This is a genomic window from Streptomyces sp. NBC_00102, assembly GCF_026343115.1.
Taxonomy (GTDB): domain Bacteria; phylum Actinomycetota; class Actinomycetes; order Streptomycetales; family Streptomycetaceae; genus Streptomyces.
In genome coordinates, this window is the sequence record NZ_JAPEMC010000001.1 from 3,839,649 (window position 1) to 3,857,293 (window position 17,645).

Sequence of the window (17,645 nt, forward strand, 5' to 3'; positions counted from 1 at the left end):
CCCGGGCCGCTCCGCCGGACCGCGGGCCGCGACCAGACCGGAGGTTCCGCCATGCGCGTCACGTCCCCCGTCACCGTCGGCCGGTCCGGCGAGCTGGCCGTCGTCGACGAGGCCCTCGCGCGGCTGGGGGCGTCCCGGGGCGGCACCGTGTTCGTGCTGGGCGAGGCGGGCATCGGCAAGTCCCGGCTGACCCGGGAAGGAGCGGACCGGGCTGCCGGACTCGGGGTGCGCGTACTGCGGGGACGCAGCAGTGCGACGGGGCTCACCGGACCGCTCCGGCCGCTCGCCGAGGCGCTCGCCTCGTACTCCAGGGTCGGCGGGCTGCCCGCCGACCCGGAGCTGGAGCCCTACCGCCCCGCCCTCGCACGGGTGGTGCCCGAGTGGCGGCGGGCGGAGGCGACCTACCCGGAGAGCATGGTGGAGTTCGCCGAGGCGCTGCTGCGCCTGCTGGCCGTGCTCGGAAGGGAACGCGGCTGCCTGCTGGTGCTGGAAGACCTCCACGAGGCGGACCACGAGACGCTGGCCGTCGTCGACTACCTGTCCGGCAACCTCGCCGCACTCCCGGTGCTGATCGTCGCCACACTGCGACCCGAGTCGGGTGCGGCGCTCGACCTCGTCGGCGAGGCGGGACGCGGCCGTACGGCGGACGTGCTGACGCTCCGCCCGCTGGACACCCCGGGGGTACGGGCGGTCGCCGCGGGATGCCTGGAGGTCGAGGAGGACCGCGTGCCGGCCGCCGTGGTGGACCGGCTGTCCGAGCACGGCGGCGGCAACCCCTACCTGGTCGAGGAGTTGCTCGCCGCGATGGTCGAGTCGGGTGCGGTGCGGGTGGCTGCGGACGGCACGGTGGCGGCGGGTGATGTGACCACCGGTGTGCCGGGGTCGGTCGTGCAGAGCCACGCCCAGCGGCTGGGCCGGCTCGACCCGTTGGTGGGCCATCTGCTCCTGACCGCCGCGTGCCTGGGGCCGCGGTTCTCCGCCGCCACCCTTCGCATGGCCCTCGGGGTGAGCGAGCAGCATCTGTTCGCCCGCCTGCGGGCCGCCGTGCGCGCGGGTTTCGTCGTACCGTCCGGTGGGGGGAACGACAGCTACGCGTTCCGGCACCGGCTGACGGCCGAGGCGTTGCTCGCCGTGCCCACCCCGCCCGAACGCGCCGCCCTGGCCCGGCGTACGGCCACCGCCTTGGAGAGCGCCGATCCGCTGCTCGCGGACGAGCGGTGCGAACTGGTCGCGGAGCTGTGGACCGCGGCCGGGGAGCGCGGGCGTGCCTCCGCCGCCTACGCGGAGGCCGGCCGGCGGGCCGGGGCCGGTGGGGCCTGGGCGTCCGCCGTCGCCCTGTTCGAGCGGGCGGCCGAGCTCGCTCCGGCGCCGGACCGGGCGCCCGTCGTCGAGTGTCTCGCTCAGGCCCTCGCGGGGGCCGGGGAGTTGGAGCGGGCCTTCGCGCTCGCCGAGACCCTGGGCATGGCCGGTCCCGAGGCGCTGGACGCCGGCCGCCGGGTCGACCTGCACCTCCGGCTCGCCTGGGACGCCGTACTGGCCGAGCGCGGCCCGGACGTGCGCCGGCAACTGGCGGCGGCGCGGGCGCTGATGCCGGACGACGGCGGGACCGCCACCGGGATGTCCGGGCAGGGCGCGGCTCTCGCCGTGGTCGAGGGCCACCTCGCGCTGCTGCCGGGGGCGCCGGACCGCGGGGCACCGGACCTGGCCACCCGTACCGAGGAGGCCGAGCGCTCGGCGCGCCGGGCCGTCGAGGTCGCGGAGCGGGCACCGCTGCCGGTGGTGGCGTGCCAGGCCTGGCATCTGCTGGCGCTGCTGGGCCGTGAACGCGGCTTCGACCACGCCGACGCGTGTCTGGAACGGATGCTGGCCGTCGCCGAGCGACACGCTCTGCCGCTGTGGCGGGTGGGGGCGCTCGTCCGGCTGGGCGTCAACGCGTTCATGCGCACCGGGAGTTCGGTCCGGATGGAGGCGGCGCGGCGGACCGCGCGGGCGCTCGGTGCGATCGTGCTGACCCAGGACACCGAAGGGATGCTCGCCATGCACGCGGTGCTGCGGGGCGAGTACGAGAAGGCCCGGGAGGCCGTCGACCGTTCGCTCGGGGCCACCGAGCGGCTGCACAACCTCTCCACCCACCGCTACCTCCTGCTGACCTCGGCGACGCTCGCCGCCCACCGTGGGGACCGGGCCGGGATGGACCAGGAACTGGAGCGGTTCCACCGGGCCGGCGGGGCGGACTCCTTCCTCACCCCGGTCGTCCTCGGCCTGTGCCGGGCCTTCTGCGCGCTGATGGAGGAGGACCGTCCGGCCGCGCTGGAGGAACTGGCCGCGGTCGCCGCCTGGGAGGCGGCCCAGCCCCAGGTGTTCTACCTGTCCGGGAGCCACGGGCTGGCGCCGCTCCTCGACGTGCTCGCCGGCCGGGCCGGCCGGGCGGCCCACCGGGAGTACGCCGGGGCGCCCGCCGCGGAACTCGCCTGGAACCGGCAGTTCCTGCTGCTGGCCGAGGCGGTGCTGCTGGGACGCGAGGGCCGGGCGGGCGAGGCCGCGGCCGTCCTCGCGACCGTCCGGGACGCCTACGCGGCGCTCTTCCCGGCCGCCCACCACCTCGGCATGCGGCTGGTGGCCGAGGCCGCGCTGGAGGACGGCTGGGGCGATCCGGTGGCGTGGCTGCGGACCGCCGAGGAGTACTTCCACACGACGGGCGTCACCGCGGTGGCGGGGACCTGCCGGGCCCTGCTGCGGAGGTCGGGCGCGGGCGTCCGGCAGCGGCGGGCCGGCCGGGACCGGATTCCGGCCGCCGTACGCGAACTCGGTGTGACCCCGCGGGAGTACGAGGTTCTGGCTCTGCTGGCGTCCGGGCGCCCGAGCAATCCGGAGATCGCGCGCCGTCTCTCCATCTCGCGGCGCACGGTGGAGAAGCACATCGCGGGACTGGTCCGGAAGACGGGGCGCACCGACCGGTCCGCGCTGAGCGCGCTGGCCCGGCTGCTGACCGGGGAGCCGTAGGCGCGGCCTCCTCCGCCCAAGGTGGACTGCGCCCGTCGCCCCTTTCCGGCCGGGTGGACCGCGCCCGTGTCTCTCTTCCGGCCGGGGAGGACCGCGCCCGCGTCTCTCTTCCGGCCGGGTGGACCGCACCCGTGTCTCCCTTCCGGCCGGGGAGGACCGCGCCCGTTCCCCTCTTCCGGGACGGCGGTGACCAGGGGAGATACCGATCGGGCACCGCGTGTAGTCCGATCCCGGACCGGCCGCTCCTAGCGTTCTGTCCATCGGCGAAGGGCTCATGGCTCGGGCCGGGGCCGCCCGCGAGGGCGAGCGCACCACTCCACCGTTCCGTACATCGATCAAGGAGACGATCATGGCTGACGACATCGAGCCCACCGGTACCGACGAGACCGTTCTCCCGCTGCAGGAGCTCGCAGGCGGCGAGGAGGAGGACGTCCTGGCGCACGGCAGCACGGTGAGCCTCGCGGCCTGCGCGATCCAGGCCAACTGATCCTTCCGGCTCCGGCCGGTCCTCAGGTCTCCCGCCGTGTCCGGCTCCGGCCGGGCACGGCGGCGGGCGTGGCGGCGGTTGCCTTCCGGAGCGACCGGAAGAGCGTGCCCAGCCGCCCCTGGCAAGCGTCCTTGACACCCCGACGAGGAGACGATCATGGCTGACGACATCGAGCCCACCGGTACCGACGAGACCGTTCTCCCGCTGCAGGAGCTCGGCGGCGACGAGGAAGACGACGTCCTGGCGCACGGCAGTACCGCGAGCGCCGTGAGTTGCGCGTACGCGCAGATCTGAGCCGTACCCGGTCTCCCGCCGTGACCGGCCCCGGGCCGGTCACGGCGGGGGCGTACCCGGGAGGGCGGGCCCACCGCGGGGCCGCCGCCACCCGTCCACGGCGTTCCGGGCCGTGTCCGTGTCCGTCCCGCGCAACCGTCCCGCCCGTCCCGGGAGGAGCCGCGGGAAGAGAAGGGGAGAGCATGCATCAGCCGCTCGCGTTCGCCGTCGCCGATCCGGAGTTCTACGCGCCGTTGGAGTCGGCGGCCGACCGGGGGGAGGTCTACCGCCCCGATCCGGTCCCGTCGGACTGGCGGAGCGTCGAGTCGGCGGTGTGGACCATGTGGTTCCGCAAGAAGCTGGAAGGCGTCGAGGACGGCTGGAAGGTGCACGTCTCGGCGAAGCCGGACCGACTCGGGGCGGTGCTCGACGCCGTGGCCGCGATCTGCTTCGAGCAGGACGTCCCGTTCAAGCACCTGTCGTGCCGGCTCTTCTACCAGTGGGCGCACCACAAGCACGCCCCCCGGCCGCAGAGCGGCAAGTTCATCGCGGCGTACCCGTCCGACGAGGCCTCGGCACGGCGGCTGATGGAGGCACTGCGCGAGGCACTGGCCGACGAGGACGGGCCGTTCATCCTCACCGACCGGCGCTACGGCGACTCCCGGACGGTCCACTACCGCTACGGCGCCTTCGTGTCGCGCTCCCGCGTGCGGGCCGACGGAACCCACGTACTGCTGGCCCGGGACGGGGACGGCGCCCTGGTGGAGGACATGAGGGGGACCTCGTTCCGGCCGCCGGAGGGTATCTCGGACCCGTTCCGGGTGCCGCCGAAGGCCCCGGCCGCCCCACCCGCGGAGGCCACCGGGGAGACACCGGGCGCGAAAGGGGTGAAGGCCGCCCCGAAGCCCGTGAAGGGTCCCGCGAAACCGGTGACGATGCGCGGGTTCGTCTTCGAGGCGGCGGTGCGGCACAGCAACGCCGGGGGCGCGTACCGGGGTTACGAAGCTGCCACCGGCCGGCCCGTGTTCATCAAGGAGGCCCGGGCGCACACCGCCGTCGAGGACGACGGCCGCGAGTCCCGGTCGCGGCTGCGCGCCGAGTGGGAGACCCTGCGGGCCCTCCACGAGCTCGCTCCCGGGCTGGCCCCCGAGCCGCTGGCCCACTTCACGGCGTGGGAACACGACTTCCTGGTCACGGAGTTCATCGAGGGCAGGCCGATGAACAGCTGGATGGCCGTCGCCAGCCCGCTGATCCGGGCCGGCGCGACCGAACGGGACGTCACCGCCTACTTCGCGCGCTGCCGCACCCTGATCGAAGGGGTCGAGCGGACCCTCGACCGGCTGCACTCCTGCGGCTACCTCTTCGTCGACATCAGCCCCGGAAACGTCCTCGTCGACGACGACGACCACGTGCGGCTGGTCGACTTCGAGGCAGCCCAGCGCCCCGGTGAGGGCTTCACCTTCATGGGGACCCCCGGCTACGCGCCACCGGCCGAGATGGTCGCGAAGGACCCGTCGGTCTGCGACGACTACGGCGTCTGTGCCCTCGCGATGCTGCTCGTGGCACCGTTCCACCATGTGGCGGCCCGCAACCCGGAGGCGCTGGACCACCTCAGGTACGGCATCGAGCGGACCGGCCCGGTGCCGGAGCACCTGTGGCGGCGCGTCACGAAGTACCGCACGCCGAGCGGCAAGGGGCCGCTGCCCGGACCCCGGGAAGTGGCCGCCGACCCGCCGGCGCACCTGGCCGCGCTGCGCGACTCGGTGGCCGACGCGCTGGTGGCGATGGCGGACCCGGAACATCCGGAGCGGGTCTTCCCCACCATCGCGGACGGGTACCGGACCAACACCCTGTGCGTGGCGTACGGCACGGCGGGCGTCGTCCACGCCCTGCACCGGGCCGGCCGGCCGCTGCCCGAAGGGGTGCTGGAACGGCTGCGGCGAGAAGCCCTGGAGAAGGCGGGCGACCTCGCCCCGGGGCTGTACGCCGGGGTGGCCGGCATCGCCGCGGTGCTGGCCGGCCAGGGGCTGGTGGACGAGGCGCGGGACATCCTCGCGGTCGCGGACCGGCACCCGCTGGCGGCGGAGAGCGCGACCGTGTTCGGCGGCTCCGCCGGTCTGGCGATGGGCCACCTGGCGCTGTACGGCCACACCCGCGACGAGCACCACGTGGAGCGGGCGCTGGCGCTGGCCCGCGCCCTGCCGGACGACGGGGCACTCACGGCCCTGCTGGGCCGGGACGAGGCGAACGGCCTGGCCCACGGGCCGTCCGGGGTCGCCCTGATGCTCCAGCAGCTGGCCTCGGTCTGCGGTGACCGGACGCTCCTGAAACGCGGGCTGCACCTGCTGCACCTGGAGCTGGACCGCGAGACCGCCCCGGAGGAGGCGGGCATGACCTTCCCCGTCTCCGCGGTGGACCGCCGTGCCATGCCGTACCTGTACTGCGGGTCGGCGGGGATGCTGCACGTGGCCTCCCGCTACCTGGCGGTGACCGAGGACGAGCGGCTGGCCGCGGCGATGCCCCGGCTGCTGCCGGTGATGGACGTCACCTACACCGTGATGCCGGGACTCTTCCAGGGCCTGTCGGGCCTGGGGTTCGCCCTCGCCGACCACGCGGCGGTCACCGGCTCGGCAGAGAGCCGGGCGGCGGCGGTGCGGACCGCGCGGAAGCTGTTCGGCTACGCCGTGCCGCACGCCACCGGGACCCGCTTCCCCGGCGACCAACTGCTGCGCCTCAGCGCGGACCTGTGGAGCGGCTCCTCCGGTGTGCTGCTCTTCCTGACCGAGCTGCTGACGCCCCGTCCGGATGCCCTGTTCACCGTCGACTCCCTTTCCGAGGCGGCACCGCCCGCGGGGCGGGGGCCCGCAGCCGGGTAGTGCCGCCGCCCTCCTCCGGGCGGGGCTCAGGTCGCCGGGCCGTGTCCGACCGGGGCTGCCGGACCGGGCCCGGCAGCCCCGCCCGGAGGGAGTGCGAAGAGACCCCTTCTCCCCTCTTTGGAGTATCGAATGTCTGTGCGGCGTGATGTCAACCTCTACTGGTGCGGGCAGACCGCCACGGCGTTCGGCTCCGTGTTCACCGCCATCGCCCTGCCGGTCGTGGCCCTGACGGATCTCGGGGCCACCGCCGGCCAGGTCGGCCTGATCAGCGCGGCGTCGACGGTGCCGGGCATCGTGCTCGGCCTCCTCGCCGGAGTACTGGCGGACCGGATCGTCCGTCCGCGCCGGGCGATGATGCTGCTGGACCTGCTGTCGGCCGCCGCGGTCGGCGGGGTGGCCCTGGGCCTGCGTCACGGGGTGGCGTCGATCGGCTGGCTGATGGCTCTCGGGCTCGTGCAGGGATTCCTCGCGGTCCTGCTCAGCTCCCTCTACTTCGTGCATCTGCGCCAGTTGGTGGGCGCGGAGGCGATCGGGCCGGCGCGGGCCCGGCTCCAGGCCGGGCAGTTCGGCGCCGCTCTGGTCGGCCGGATTCTGGCCGGCCCGGTGATCGCCCTGTTCGGCAGCGCGGCGGCACTCGGCACGGACGCCGCCAGTTACCTCCTGAGCGCGCTTGCGCTGGTGTCCATGCGGTCGTCGGACCGGACGGAGAAGCACCAGGGGACGGAGGAGCAGCGGGGTACGGAGGAGCAGCGGGGTACGGAGAGCCGGCCGGGTACGGAGGAACAGCCGGGCTCGGGGAAGCGGGGGGAGGGCGTCCGGGGCGCCGCCGCCGGGCTCCAGTTCTTCGTCGGCCACCCGTTCCACCGCGCCCTGCTGCTCTTCCTGGTCGCCCCGGCGGCCGCGCTGGCCGGGGCGACGACCCTGACCGGCCCGTTCCTGCTGCGCACGGTGCACGTACCGGTCGGTGTGTACGGCCTCGCGTTCGTGCTGGCGGGCGTCATGGGGCTGACCGGTTCGGCCGTCGCCGGGCGGCTGCTGGGTCCGGGGCGGGACGCCCGGCTGACGGTGCTGGCGGGTTTCGCCGGGGCGCTGCTGGCGTCGGCGCTGCTGCCGGCGGCGGCGGGGCCGCTGCCGGTCGCCGTCTTCTGCGCCGCCCTGGGGATCGGCCTGCCCGTGCTCTTCGGCGCGGTGGCCAACGTGGCCCTGGTCTCGGTGCTGGCGACCGACGTCGAGGAGTCGATGATGGGCCGCGCGATGGCGGCCCTCCAGGTCATCACCTCGTCGACGGTGCTGGTCGGTGCGCTGGCCGGAGGGTTCCTGGGCGATCTGCTCGGGGTCCGTACGGCTCTGTGGGTACTGACGGGCACGGCGCTGCTCGTCATCGGCGCGGTCGGTCCTGCGGCGGTGCGCGCCGCCCGCGACCTGCGCGCCGCCGAGGCGGACGAGCCGGTGGACGACGAGGTCGCCGAGGCCGACGGGACCCCGACCGGGCCCCCGGCCGCCGTCTGAGGCGAGCCGTACGACACGGGGCCGGACGGCCCGGAGCCCGGTACGCGGTCGGCGTACCGGGCTCACGTACGTGAGGTGGGCCGCCGCGCACGAATATGGGGGCGGCACACCGATGCGTGCGGTAGGGGGCCGCTACAACGATGGTCATGACAACGACGGCCATGACAACGACCGCAGCGCACCGCACCGCACCCGGTGCACCGCACCGCATCGCCTCGCCGCGACGCCCCCCACCGCCCGACGCGCGCCCCCAGACGCTGAAGGAATGCCCGCATGCCTGTGCCCATGCCTGTGCCCATGCCTGTGTCCGACGACGGCTTCCCCTGTACCGTGCGGTTCTCGCTGCTCGGCCCGCTCACCGTCACGAGCGGAGGGCAGGCCCTGGCGCTCGGCCCGCTGAAGCAGCGGGCGGTCCTGGCCATGCTGCTCTGCCACCCCAACAACCCCGTCTCGGTGGACTGCCTGGCCGACACCGTCTGGCCCGCCGAGGCCCCCCGCACCGCCCGCAAGAACCTCCAGAAGTACGTATGGGCGCTCCGGCGTCTGCTGTGCGAGGCCGGAGCGCCCGGCCGGCTCGACCTCGCCCCCGGCGGCTATCTGCTGCGGGTCCGGGAGGAGGAGGCCGACACCCTGAGGTTCCGGGCGCTGACCGCCGCGGGGCGCGAGGCCGCCCGCGCCGGCCGGCCGGACACCGCGGTGGAGCTGCTGCGCCGGGCGCTCGACCTGTGGCAGGGCACACCCCTGACGGAACTGTCGGACTCCGAGCCGCTGCGGAGCGAGGCCGACCGGCTGACCGACCGCTACCTCTCCGCGTACGAGACCTGGGCCGAGCTGGCCTCGGCACGGGGCCGCGACACCGAGGTCGCCGAGGCGGTCGCCGACGTCGTCGAGGCGCACCCGCTCCGGGAGCGGCTGCGGGCCGTGCAGATGATCGCGCTGCACCGGGCCGGGCGACAGAGCGAGGCGCTCGCCGTCTACGGGACGCTGCGGCAACTGCTCGCCCGTGAGCTGGGTCTCGCGCCGAGCGCGGCCATGGAGGAGGCGTACCGGACAGTGCTGGCCCAGACCCCCGGCGACTCCGCGCCGCCGGCGCCGGCCGCCCCCCGCCGGGCGCCCGCGCGAACCCTGCTGCCCCCCGACACACCCGACTGGACCGGCCGCCGGGAGCAGTTGGCCGAGCTGCGGGACGCGGTGCGGGGCGGGAAGGGCCACGTCACCGTGCTCGTGGGGCCGGTGGGTACCGGCAAGAGCACTCTGATGGTCCATCTGGCGCACTCCCTGCGCGAGGACTTCCCCGACGGCAGGCTCCTCGTCGACCTCCGCCGGGCCGACGGCACGGACCGGCGGCTCGCCGACGTCCTCGGCGAGCTTGCCCGGGCCGCCCGGCTCGACCGGGTCACGGCGCTGCTGCCCGACCACCCGGCGCAGGCGGCGGCGGTGTGGAGGGACTGGCTGGCGGAGCACCGGGTGCTGCTGCTCCTGGAGAACGCCACCGGCGAGGCGGCCGTACGACCCCTGCTGCCGGGTACCGGCGACGGCGCGGCCGTGATCGCCTCGCGGTCGTGGCTCGCGGGACTGGCCGGGGCCCACCGGATCGTCGTGGAGCCGCTGACCGTGGAGGAGGCGATGGAGCTCCTCGGCCGCATCGTCGGACCGTCGCGCGTCCACGCCGACCCCGTCTCCGCCCGACGGATCGTGGAGGCCTGCGGACTCTCGCCGCTCGCCGTACGGATCGGCGGCCAGCGGCTGGCCGTCCTGCGCCATCTGCCGCTGTCCGAGTACGCGGCCCGGCTGTCCGAGCCGGAGGCGGTGATGGACGAACTGTCCGTCGGGGACCTCGCCGTGCGCAACCGGATGGCGGACGGCTGGCGGACCCTGACGGACCCCGGCAGATCCGTGCTGCTCCGCCTCGGACGGCTGCCGCTGGCCCGGCCCTTCACCCTCGGCGAGGCCGCGAGGGCGCTCGACTGTCCGGAGCCGGCCGCGCTGCGCCTGCTGGAACAGCTCATCGGCACCGGGGCGCTGGTCTCCCCGTCGACCGAGGTCACCGCGCACGCGGCTCTGTACGAGCTGCCCCGGCTGGCCCACCTCTATCTGCGGGAGCTCGGCGGACTCTCCGGCCGCGGGGAGCCGACGGCCGCCCCGTGGGCGGTCGCCCCACCGGCCGCGGCCCAGTTGCCCGCGGCCCGGTCGCTCGTCGCCCCGGCCGTCACCGACCCCGTCCGAGCTGCGGATATGCCAGCCGGAAACCAGTGGGCAACCGGTACGGGACCGGCCGGTGTCACGCTGCTCACGACCCCGCACGACCGAGCGGAAGGGGAGGACCCGTGGAACTGGGCGAGCTGATCGCACTGCGACCCGTACCGGCCGCCGGGCTCCTGCTGACGCTCACCCGTCGCTGCCCGCTGTCCTGCGCCCACTGCTCGACCTCTTCCACCGCGGCGGGCGAGCAGACGGCCGCGGACCGGCTGCGCGCCTTCGTCGCCTCCTTCACCGCGGGCAACGCCCCCCGGGTCGTGCTGCTCACCGGCGGAGAACCGTTGCTGCGCCCCGGTCTCGCCGCCGGCATCGCCGAGCTGGCCCGCGCGGCGGGTACCCGTACCGCCCTGCTGAGCGGCATGTTCTTCGCCCGGGGCGGCGGGCGGGTGCCCGCTCGGATCATGCGGGCGATCACCGCGGCCGACCACTTCTCGGCCAGCCTCGACGTCCACCACGAACGCGAGGTGGCGCGCGCCGACGTGTTCACCGCCGTGCACCGCATCCTCGACGCCGGGGTTCCCGCGAGCTTCCACCTGACCGGGACGGGCCCCGAGGACCCGTACCTGGCCGACGCGGTCGCCGCCGTCCGCGCCGAGTTCGCCGACCGGGTGCCGATGCTGGTGAACGACGTCCGGGCGGTCGGCCGCGCCGCGTCCTGGACCGGGGCGGCCGTCCGGCGGAACGGCCCGGACGGCGGTGCGGCGGTGCCCTGCCCGATGGCCGCCTGGCCGACGGTGGCCTTCGACGGCACGGTCGTGGCCTGCTGCAGCCAGCGGACGGTGGACGCCCGGCCGGTACCCGCCCACCTGCTCCTCGGCCACCTGGCCGAGGACGACTGGGAGACGGTGCGCGCCCGCTCCCTCGGCTCCCCCGTGCTGCGGATGCTCCGGGTCGTGGGGCCGGGACACCTCAGCGCCCGGTACGCGCCCGGGGCGCCCGACCTCGGACGGTGCGGGACCTGCCGGGCGCTCGCCGACCGGCCCGACGCCCTGGCGGGAGCGGCGCGGGACGGCTCCGGGCCGGTCGGCGAGCTCCTCGACCGCCACAGCGCACACACCCAACTCGCCCAGGGGCCGATCGAGTTCGTCCGCCGCCACGGCACCTCCGACTACGCCGGTCTGGTCTCCCTCACCCCGGGCGGGGGCCGGCCGTGACCCTCTCCCCGCCCGAGGCCCCGACCGGGGCCGCGACCGCCGGTGCCCCGGTCCCGCCCACCGCCTCCGCCGTGCTGCGCACCAGGCTGGCGCTCGCCGCGCCCACCCTGCGGTCCGCCTGCGCGGCCCTGTGGCACCCCGAAGGGCTCCGGCCGCGCTACCTCCGGTACCTCGCCGCCATGCACGGGCTGGTCCGGGCCTCCGTACCGCTCATGGAGCTGGCCGCCCGCCGCTGCGCGGAGGCTCCCGGCGACCCGCTCGCCCGACCGCTGGGGCGCTACCTCGCCACGCACGCCGAGGAGGAACGTGACCACGACGCCTGGCTCGTCGAGGACCTGGCCGTCGCGGGAGGGGACCCGGCCGCGCTCCTGGCCGCCCAGCCGCCGGCCGTCGTCGCCGAACTCGTCGGCGCCCAGTACTACTGGATCGAGCACCACCACCCGGTCGTCCTGCTCGGCTACATCCTGACCCTGGAACACCACGCGCCCTCGCCCCTGCTGGCCAGGCGGCTCGCACGGGACACCGGCCTGCCGGCGGCGGCCTTCCGCACGGTGCACGAGCACGCCGCGCTCGACGGCGGCCACGCCGCCGACCTCGACGCCCTGCTCGACGAGTTGCCGCTGACCCGGGCGCAGCTCACCGCGGTGGCCGTCGGCGCCCTCCACGCCGCGGACGGGATCACCCGTCTGTTCGCCAGGCTCACCGCACCCGGAGGCCAGTGATGACCGATCGGCAGCACGTCCTGCACCAGCTGCGGGATGCGGGCTTCTCCCTCGACGCCTTCACCGAGGAGCAGCAGGAGGTCCTGGAGGAGCTCGGCCCGGACGAACTCTCCCTGCTCCTCGACATCAAGAGCCGGCTCGACGAGGCCGGACCCGACGTGCAGGCCCACGCCGAGATCGCCGGCGGCGCGCTCTTCTGACTCGACCGGGAACGCGGGCGCCCCGACGGGGCCGTCCCCACGTCCGACGACCTCGCCGAAGGTGGACCGGTATGCCCTGCACCTACTGCCACCAGCCGCTTCCGTCCGGCGCCCGGTTCTGCCCGTCCTGCGGTACGCCGTGCGCCGAACCCCCGCAGGGTTCGGCGGACGCGCCGCAGGAGGGGCGCAAGGTGGTGACCGTCCTCTTCTGCGACATGGTCGGGTCCACCGCGCTCTCCGGCGCCCTGGACCCCGAGACCCTGCGCGGCGTGACCCTGCGCTACTTCGAACTCATGGGCCGTCAGATCGAGGCCTACGGAGGCACGGTGGAGAAGTTCATCGGTGACGCCGTGATGGCCGTGTTCGGCGTGCCGACCGTGCGGGAGGACGACGCCCGGCGAGCCCTGGCGGCCTCCCTGGGCATGCTGAAGGCCCTCGACGGGCTCAACGCCGACCTCGACGCCACCCTCGGGGTGCGCCTCGGTGTCCGTATCGGCATCAACACGGGCCGGGTCGTCGCGGGATCCGACTCCTCGGCGAGGCAGGCCCTCGTCTCGGGCGAGACCGTCAACATCGCCGCCCGGCTCGAACAGAACGCGGGACCCGGCGAGGTGCTGATCGGCCCGGACACCCTCCTCGCCGCCGGTCCCACCGTCCGGGCCCAGGAGGTCGGGCCCCTCGTGCTCAAGGGCAAGACCGACCGGGTCGTCGCCCACCGCCTGCTCGGTCTCGGTGAGGACGACCCCGAGTCGCTGCGCCGCTTCGACCTGCGCTTCGTCGGCCGGCAGCGCGAACTGGCGGCGCTGGACGAGGCGCTGGCCGGTACGGCGGCGGGCGGCGGCGCCCGCCTGGTCACCGTCTCCGGCGAGGCGGGACAGGGCAAGACCCGGCTGGTCCGCGAGTGGCTGGAACGCACCACCGCGGCCGCCGCCACGCACGGCGCCGGGCGCTGCCGGCCCTACGGCGGCCGGGGCAGCCTCGCCCCGCTCGCCGACGCCCTCGCCGACCTGCTCCCCGCGCACCACCGCCCCGCGCACCCCGGTACTCCCTTCCCCGGCACCGTGCGGAACGGCTCCCCGGTCGACGGCTCCGACCCGGACGGCTCCCGGTTCGACGGCTCCGCCCCCGAGGGCACCTACCTGGAGGGCTCCGAGCCCGACGGCTCCGTGCCCGACCGCACCGAGCCCTACGGCACCGAGCCCTACGGCACCGAGCCCTACGGCACCGAGCCCTACGGCACCGGGACGCGCCGGACCGCCCGGGGCGCGAGCACCGACCGCCCCTGCCCCTGCCCCCTGCACCGCGCCGTCGGCCCGGCGGAACACCCGGCCCTCTCCGAGGCCCTGGCCGTGCTCGAAGGCGGCCTGCTCCTCGACGGCACGCCCAACCCGTCGGTGGACGACACCTGCGGCGCTCTCCTGCGGGTGCTCACCGCGCTCGCCGCCCGGCGGCCGGTGGTCCTCGTCGTCGACGACTGCCAGTGGGCGGCCCCGCTGCTGCTGGAAGTCCTCGACCGGCTCGTCGCCCGGCTCGGAGCCGCAGCCGTGCTCGTCGTCTGCACGGCCCGCCCCGAGGCTGCCGAGACCTGGTCCACTTCCCGGCGCACCGCGGTGACCCTCACCGGCCTGGCCCCGGAGGAGTGCGCGCTCCTCGCCGCCGAACTCGTCGTCCGCGCCGACCGCCTCCCGGACGGTCCCGCCCTGCTCGAACGCACCGGCGGCAACCCGCTCCACCTGGAGCACCTGCTCTCCGCCCTCGACGGAGGCGACGGCCGCGACGGCGGCCGCGGCGACGGTGACGGCGGGAACGGCGGCCGCGGCGACGGTGACGGCGGGAACGGCGGCCGCGAGTACCACGGCGGGGCCGGCCCCGGTGGACCCGGCGGCAACGGGCTTCGGCGGTCACCCGAGCGGTCACCCGAACTGCCCCCGACCGTGCAGGCGCTCCTGGGCGCGCGGGTCGACGCCCTGGGCCCCGTCGACCGCGGCGCCCTCGACCTCGCCGCCGTGCTGGGCCGCGAGTTCACCGCCCACGAGCTCACCGACCTCGCCGTCCGCGGTACGCCGGGCAGGCCCGCCCTGGACCCGCCCGCACTCCGCCCCGCGCTGCTCGGACTCGGCCGCCGCCGGCTGATCGAACCCGTTCCGCCGCCCGCCGACCCCGCGTCGTACCGCTTCACGAGCGGGCTCGTCCAGGAGGTCGCCTACCAGTGCATGTCCAAGCGCACCCGCGCCGACCTGCACGCCGGCGCCGCGACCCTCCCCTCGGTCCGCTCCGCCGGCCCCGCGGGCATCGGCGAGCACCTCGAACTCGCCCACCGCTACCGGCGCGAGCTCGGCATCACCGACGCGGACACCGAGGCGCTGCGGCGTGCCGCGGCGGAAGCGCTCGCCGAGGCGGGAAGCCGCGCCCTCGACCGCTCCGACCTCCTCCGCGCGGAGCACCTGCTCTCCCGCGCCCACGCCCTCAACCTCCCCGGGGAGTCCGCCACCGTGCCGACCGCCCGAAGGCTCGGCGAGGTCAACCTCGCCCTCGGCCGTACCGAGCGGGGTCGCACCCTGCTCTCCAGGGCGCTCGCCGCCCTCGACCACCCCGAGGAGAGCGCCTACGCGCGGCTCGCCCTCGCCGTGGACGCGGCCCCCGGCGCCGACGCCGTGCCGGACGCCGCGCGGGCGGTGCTGCCGGTCTTCGAGGCGGCGGCGGACGACCTCGGACAGGCCCGGGCGTGCCTGCGGCTCGCCCAGCACTACCAGGGGCGGGGCCGCCACGGTGAGGCCGACCGGCTGCTGCTCCGCGCGCTCCGCCGGGCCGTCGTGGCCGACGCCGAACCCGAACGGGCCGCGGCCCTGGGCGCGATCGGCGTCTCCCTCTGGCGGGGGCCCGAGCCGGTGGAGTCCGCCGTGTACCGCTGCCGTGCCCTCCTCGCCGAACACGGCCGGGGACGGCGCACCGTACAGGTCACGCTCAATCTTCCGCTGGCCGTCCTCCTCGCCCTGCGGGACGAGCACGACGCGGCCCGCGAACACCTCGCGCTCGCCGGCCGGCTCGCCGACGAACTCGGCTTCGCCGAGGCCGGTGTCTTCCTCCCGCTCTTCGGCGCGGCGGTGCACTCGGCCGCCCGCGAGCACGCCGCCGCCCTCGGACTGCTCGGCGAGGCGGCCCGGGCCGCCCGGGCACTGGGGGCCCGGACGCCGCTGCGCACCATCACCCTGGAGTCCGCACGGCTCCACCTGGACACCGGTGACGCCGAGGAGGCCCGCCGCGTCCTCGACGGCGACGCCGGGCAGTCGGTCGCGGACGGTGGTCTCGACGCCGAGACCGCCGACCACGACGGGCTGCGGGCGCGCCTCGCCGCGGGCCGGGGAGACGCCGACCGGGCCCTGCGGCTCGCCGCGCGGTCCGTCCGGGCCGCGGACCGGACGGACTCCCCGCTCGTACGGGCCCAGGCCGCGCTGGACGAGGCCCTCACGCTGCGGCTGCTCGGTCTCGGCCCGGAATCGGCGAACGCGGCCGGCCGGGCGGGGCAGTGGTTCGGCACGAAGGGGCATGCGCCCGGGGTCCGTTGGGCCGCGGCCCTGCTGCCGGCCGGCAGCACCGCACCCGGCGGTCCCCCGGCGCCCGGATCCGTACGGGAGCCGGACGTGAGCAGAAGGGAAGTCACCACATGACCGCCACCGCTCCCAAGGCCGCCACCAGGCTTGGCGGGCTCACCTGGAGCCTGCGCGACAAGAGCCCCGAGGACATCGCCGTCATCGCGGACGGAGGGCTCGCGGACCGCCGGCAGCAGCCCCGCCAGGGCACGGGGCGCGGGGTCCGGGTGTGCGTGGTGGACTCCGGTGTCGAACGCGACCATCCGATGATCGGCCCGCTCGGCGGCTCCTGGGTCGCCGTCCAGGGCGAGGACGGCATCGAGGTGCGGGCCACCGACACCGGCGACACCTGCGGCCACGGCACCGCCTGCGCCGGAATCATCCGCCGCACCGCACCCGACTGCGAGATCCACAGCGTCCGGGTACTCGGCGAACGCTTCTCCGGAACCGGCGGCATCCTCATCGCGGGTCTCCGCTGGGCGGTGGAACAGGGCTTCGACGTGATCAACCTCAGCCTCTCGACCACGAAGGCCCGCTTCGTCGAGGAACTGCACGCGCTCGCGGACGCCGCCTACTTCGACCGCACCGTGATCGTCGCCTCCGCGCACAACTCGCCCGTGGAGAGCTTCCCCTGGCGGTTCGCCTCGGTGATCTCCGTCGGCAGCCACCAGGAGGACGACTCCGGGCTGCACCTCTACAACCCCCACCCGCCCGTGGAGTTCTTCGCCCCCGGCCAGAACGTGGAGGTGCCCTGGCTCGGCGGCACCTCGATCCGCAGTACCGGCAACAGCTTCGCGACGCCGTACATCGCCGGTCTCTGTGCCAGGTTCCTCTCCGCGAACCCCCGCATGACGAACTTCCAGTTGAAGAACGCCCTCTACCTCTCCGCAGCCAACGTCCGCGTACCCGACCGCAGCCCCGAAGGTGCCTGATGTCCTCTGCCGCCGAGCCCGCCGCGCACTCCGCCCAGCCCGTCGCCCTCGAACTGCTCCAGTCGGTCGTCGACGTGGCGAGAGCCATCTTCGGTGCCCAGGCCAGCTCCGTCTTCCTCCTCGACGAGGAGACCAACGAGCTGGTGTTCCAGGCCGTCTCCGGCCAGGGCGAGGAGTTCCTCGTCGGACGCCGTTTCCCCGCCGACCGGGGGATCGCCGGATGGGTCACCGTCTCGGGCGAACCCATGGTCGTCGACCGGCTCTCCCAGAACGCCGCGTTCGACCGCGACTTCGCCCAGTCCACCGAGTACGTGCCCGATGCGCTGATGGCCGTACCCCTGCTGCACGACCACCAGACGCTGGGCGTCCTCGAAGTGCTCGACCCGTCCCCGCAGACCCGCTCCAGCCTGGGCGAGCTCGACCTGCTGATGATGTTCGCCCGGCAGGCCGCGACGGCGCTCCGCCTGGTCACCCACCACCGGTCGGCCGCCGCCCTCGCGCTCACGTCCGACGACCGCGTCACGGCGAACCGTCTCCTCGGCCAGCTCCACGAGCTCCTCGGGCCGCCCGGTACGCCCTGACCGCTCCGGGCGGGACGGAGGACCGTCCGGGTGCGCGGGGGCGGCAGCCGGGCGGCGGC

General features: G+C 75.5%; 12 protein-coding genes. All 12 read left to right on the forward strand.

The window, feature by feature from the left end; all coding sequences use genetic code 11:
* Window positions 1–51 precede the first annotated feature (51 nt).
* The 12 genes from OHA55_RS17145 to OHA55_RS17200 all read left to right on the forward strand — a co-directional run bounded on the left by OHA55_RS17145 (window position 52) and on the right by OHA55_RS17200 (window position 17,586).
* Window positions 52–3,003 carry a LuxR family transcriptional regulator gene (locus tag OHA55_RS17145; protein WP_266707236.1) on the forward strand — a complete coding sequence of 984 codons (2,952 nt, stop codon included), beginning with the start codon at window positions 52–54 and terminating at the stop codon, window positions 3,001–3,003.
* A gap of 349 nt (window positions 3,004–3,352) precedes the next feature.
* On the forward strand, window positions 3,353–3,490 hold the full coding sequence (locus tag OHA55_RS17150) for a hypothetical protein (protein WP_266707238.1): 138 nt from the start codon (window positions 3,353–3,355) through the stop codon (window positions 3,488–3,490).
* Window positions 3,491–3,646: 156 nt separating this feature from the next.
* Complete coding sequence (locus OHA55_RS17155) at window positions 3,647–3,784, forward strand: hypothetical protein (protein ID WP_266707240.1); 138 nt, start codon at window positions 3,647–3,649, stop codon at window positions 3,782–3,784.
* 182 nt (window positions 3,785–3,966) lie between these two features.
* A complete protein-coding gene (locus OHA55_RS17160) occupies window positions 3,967–6,639 on the forward strand; it encodes a lanthionine synthetase LanC family protein (RefSeq protein WP_266707241.1) in 2,673 nt (890 codons plus the stop codon).
* A gap of 129 nt (window positions 6,640–6,768) precedes the next feature.
* Window positions 6,769–8,148, forward strand: coding sequence for an MFS transporter (locus tag OHA55_RS17165; protein WP_266707242.1), 1,380 nt, complete (start codon window positions 6,769–6,771; stop codon window positions 8,146–8,148).
* Between the two features lie 297 nt (window positions 8,149–8,445).
* Window positions 8,446–10,494 carry a BTAD domain-containing putative transcriptional regulator gene (locus OHA55_RS17170; RefSeq protein WP_266707244.1) on the forward strand — a complete coding sequence of 683 codons (2,049 nt, stop codon included), beginning with the start codon at window positions 8,446–8,448 and terminating at the stop codon, window positions 10,492–10,494.
* Window positions 10,476–11,561, forward strand: coding sequence for a radical SAM protein (locus OHA55_RS17175; RefSeq protein WP_266707246.1), 1,086 nt, complete (start codon window positions 10,476–10,478; stop codon window positions 11,559–11,561). Before OHA55_RS17170 ends, OHA55_RS17175 begins: the two co-directional genes overlap by 19 nt.
* A gap of 71 nt (window positions 11,562–11,632) precedes the next feature.
* On the forward strand, window positions 11,633–12,283 hold the full coding sequence (locus tag OHA55_RS17180; RefSeq protein WP_266710734.1) for an iron-containing redox enzyme family protein: 651 nt from the start codon (window positions 11,633–11,635) through the stop codon (window positions 12,281–12,283).
* Complete coding sequence (locus OHA55_RS17185) at window positions 12,283–12,483, forward strand: aroma-sacti cluster domain-containing protein (protein ID WP_266707248.1); 201 nt, start codon at window positions 12,283–12,285, stop codon at window positions 12,481–12,483. Before OHA55_RS17180 ends, OHA55_RS17185 begins: the two co-directional genes overlap by 1 nt.
* Before the next feature lie 71 nt (window positions 12,484–12,554).
* Window positions 12,555–16,151: an adenylate/guanylate cyclase domain-containing protein gene (locus OHA55_RS17190; RefSeq protein WP_266707250.1), complete on the forward strand. Its 3,597-nt coding sequence runs from the start codon at window positions 12,555–12,557 to the stop codon at window positions 16,149–16,151.
* Window positions 16,148–17,005: a S8 family serine peptidase gene (locus tag OHA55_RS17195; RefSeq protein WP_266707252.1), complete on the forward strand. Its 858-nt coding sequence runs from the start codon at window positions 16,148–16,150 to the stop codon at window positions 17,003–17,005. Before OHA55_RS17190 ends, OHA55_RS17195 begins: the two co-directional genes overlap by 4 nt.
* Entirely contained in the window at window positions 17,005–17,586 is a 582-nt protein-coding gene (locus tag OHA55_RS17200; protein WP_266707254.1) for a GAF domain-containing protein, read from the forward strand. Before OHA55_RS17195 ends, OHA55_RS17200 begins: the two co-directional genes overlap by 1 nt.
* Window positions 17,587–17,645 lie beyond the last annotated feature (59 nt).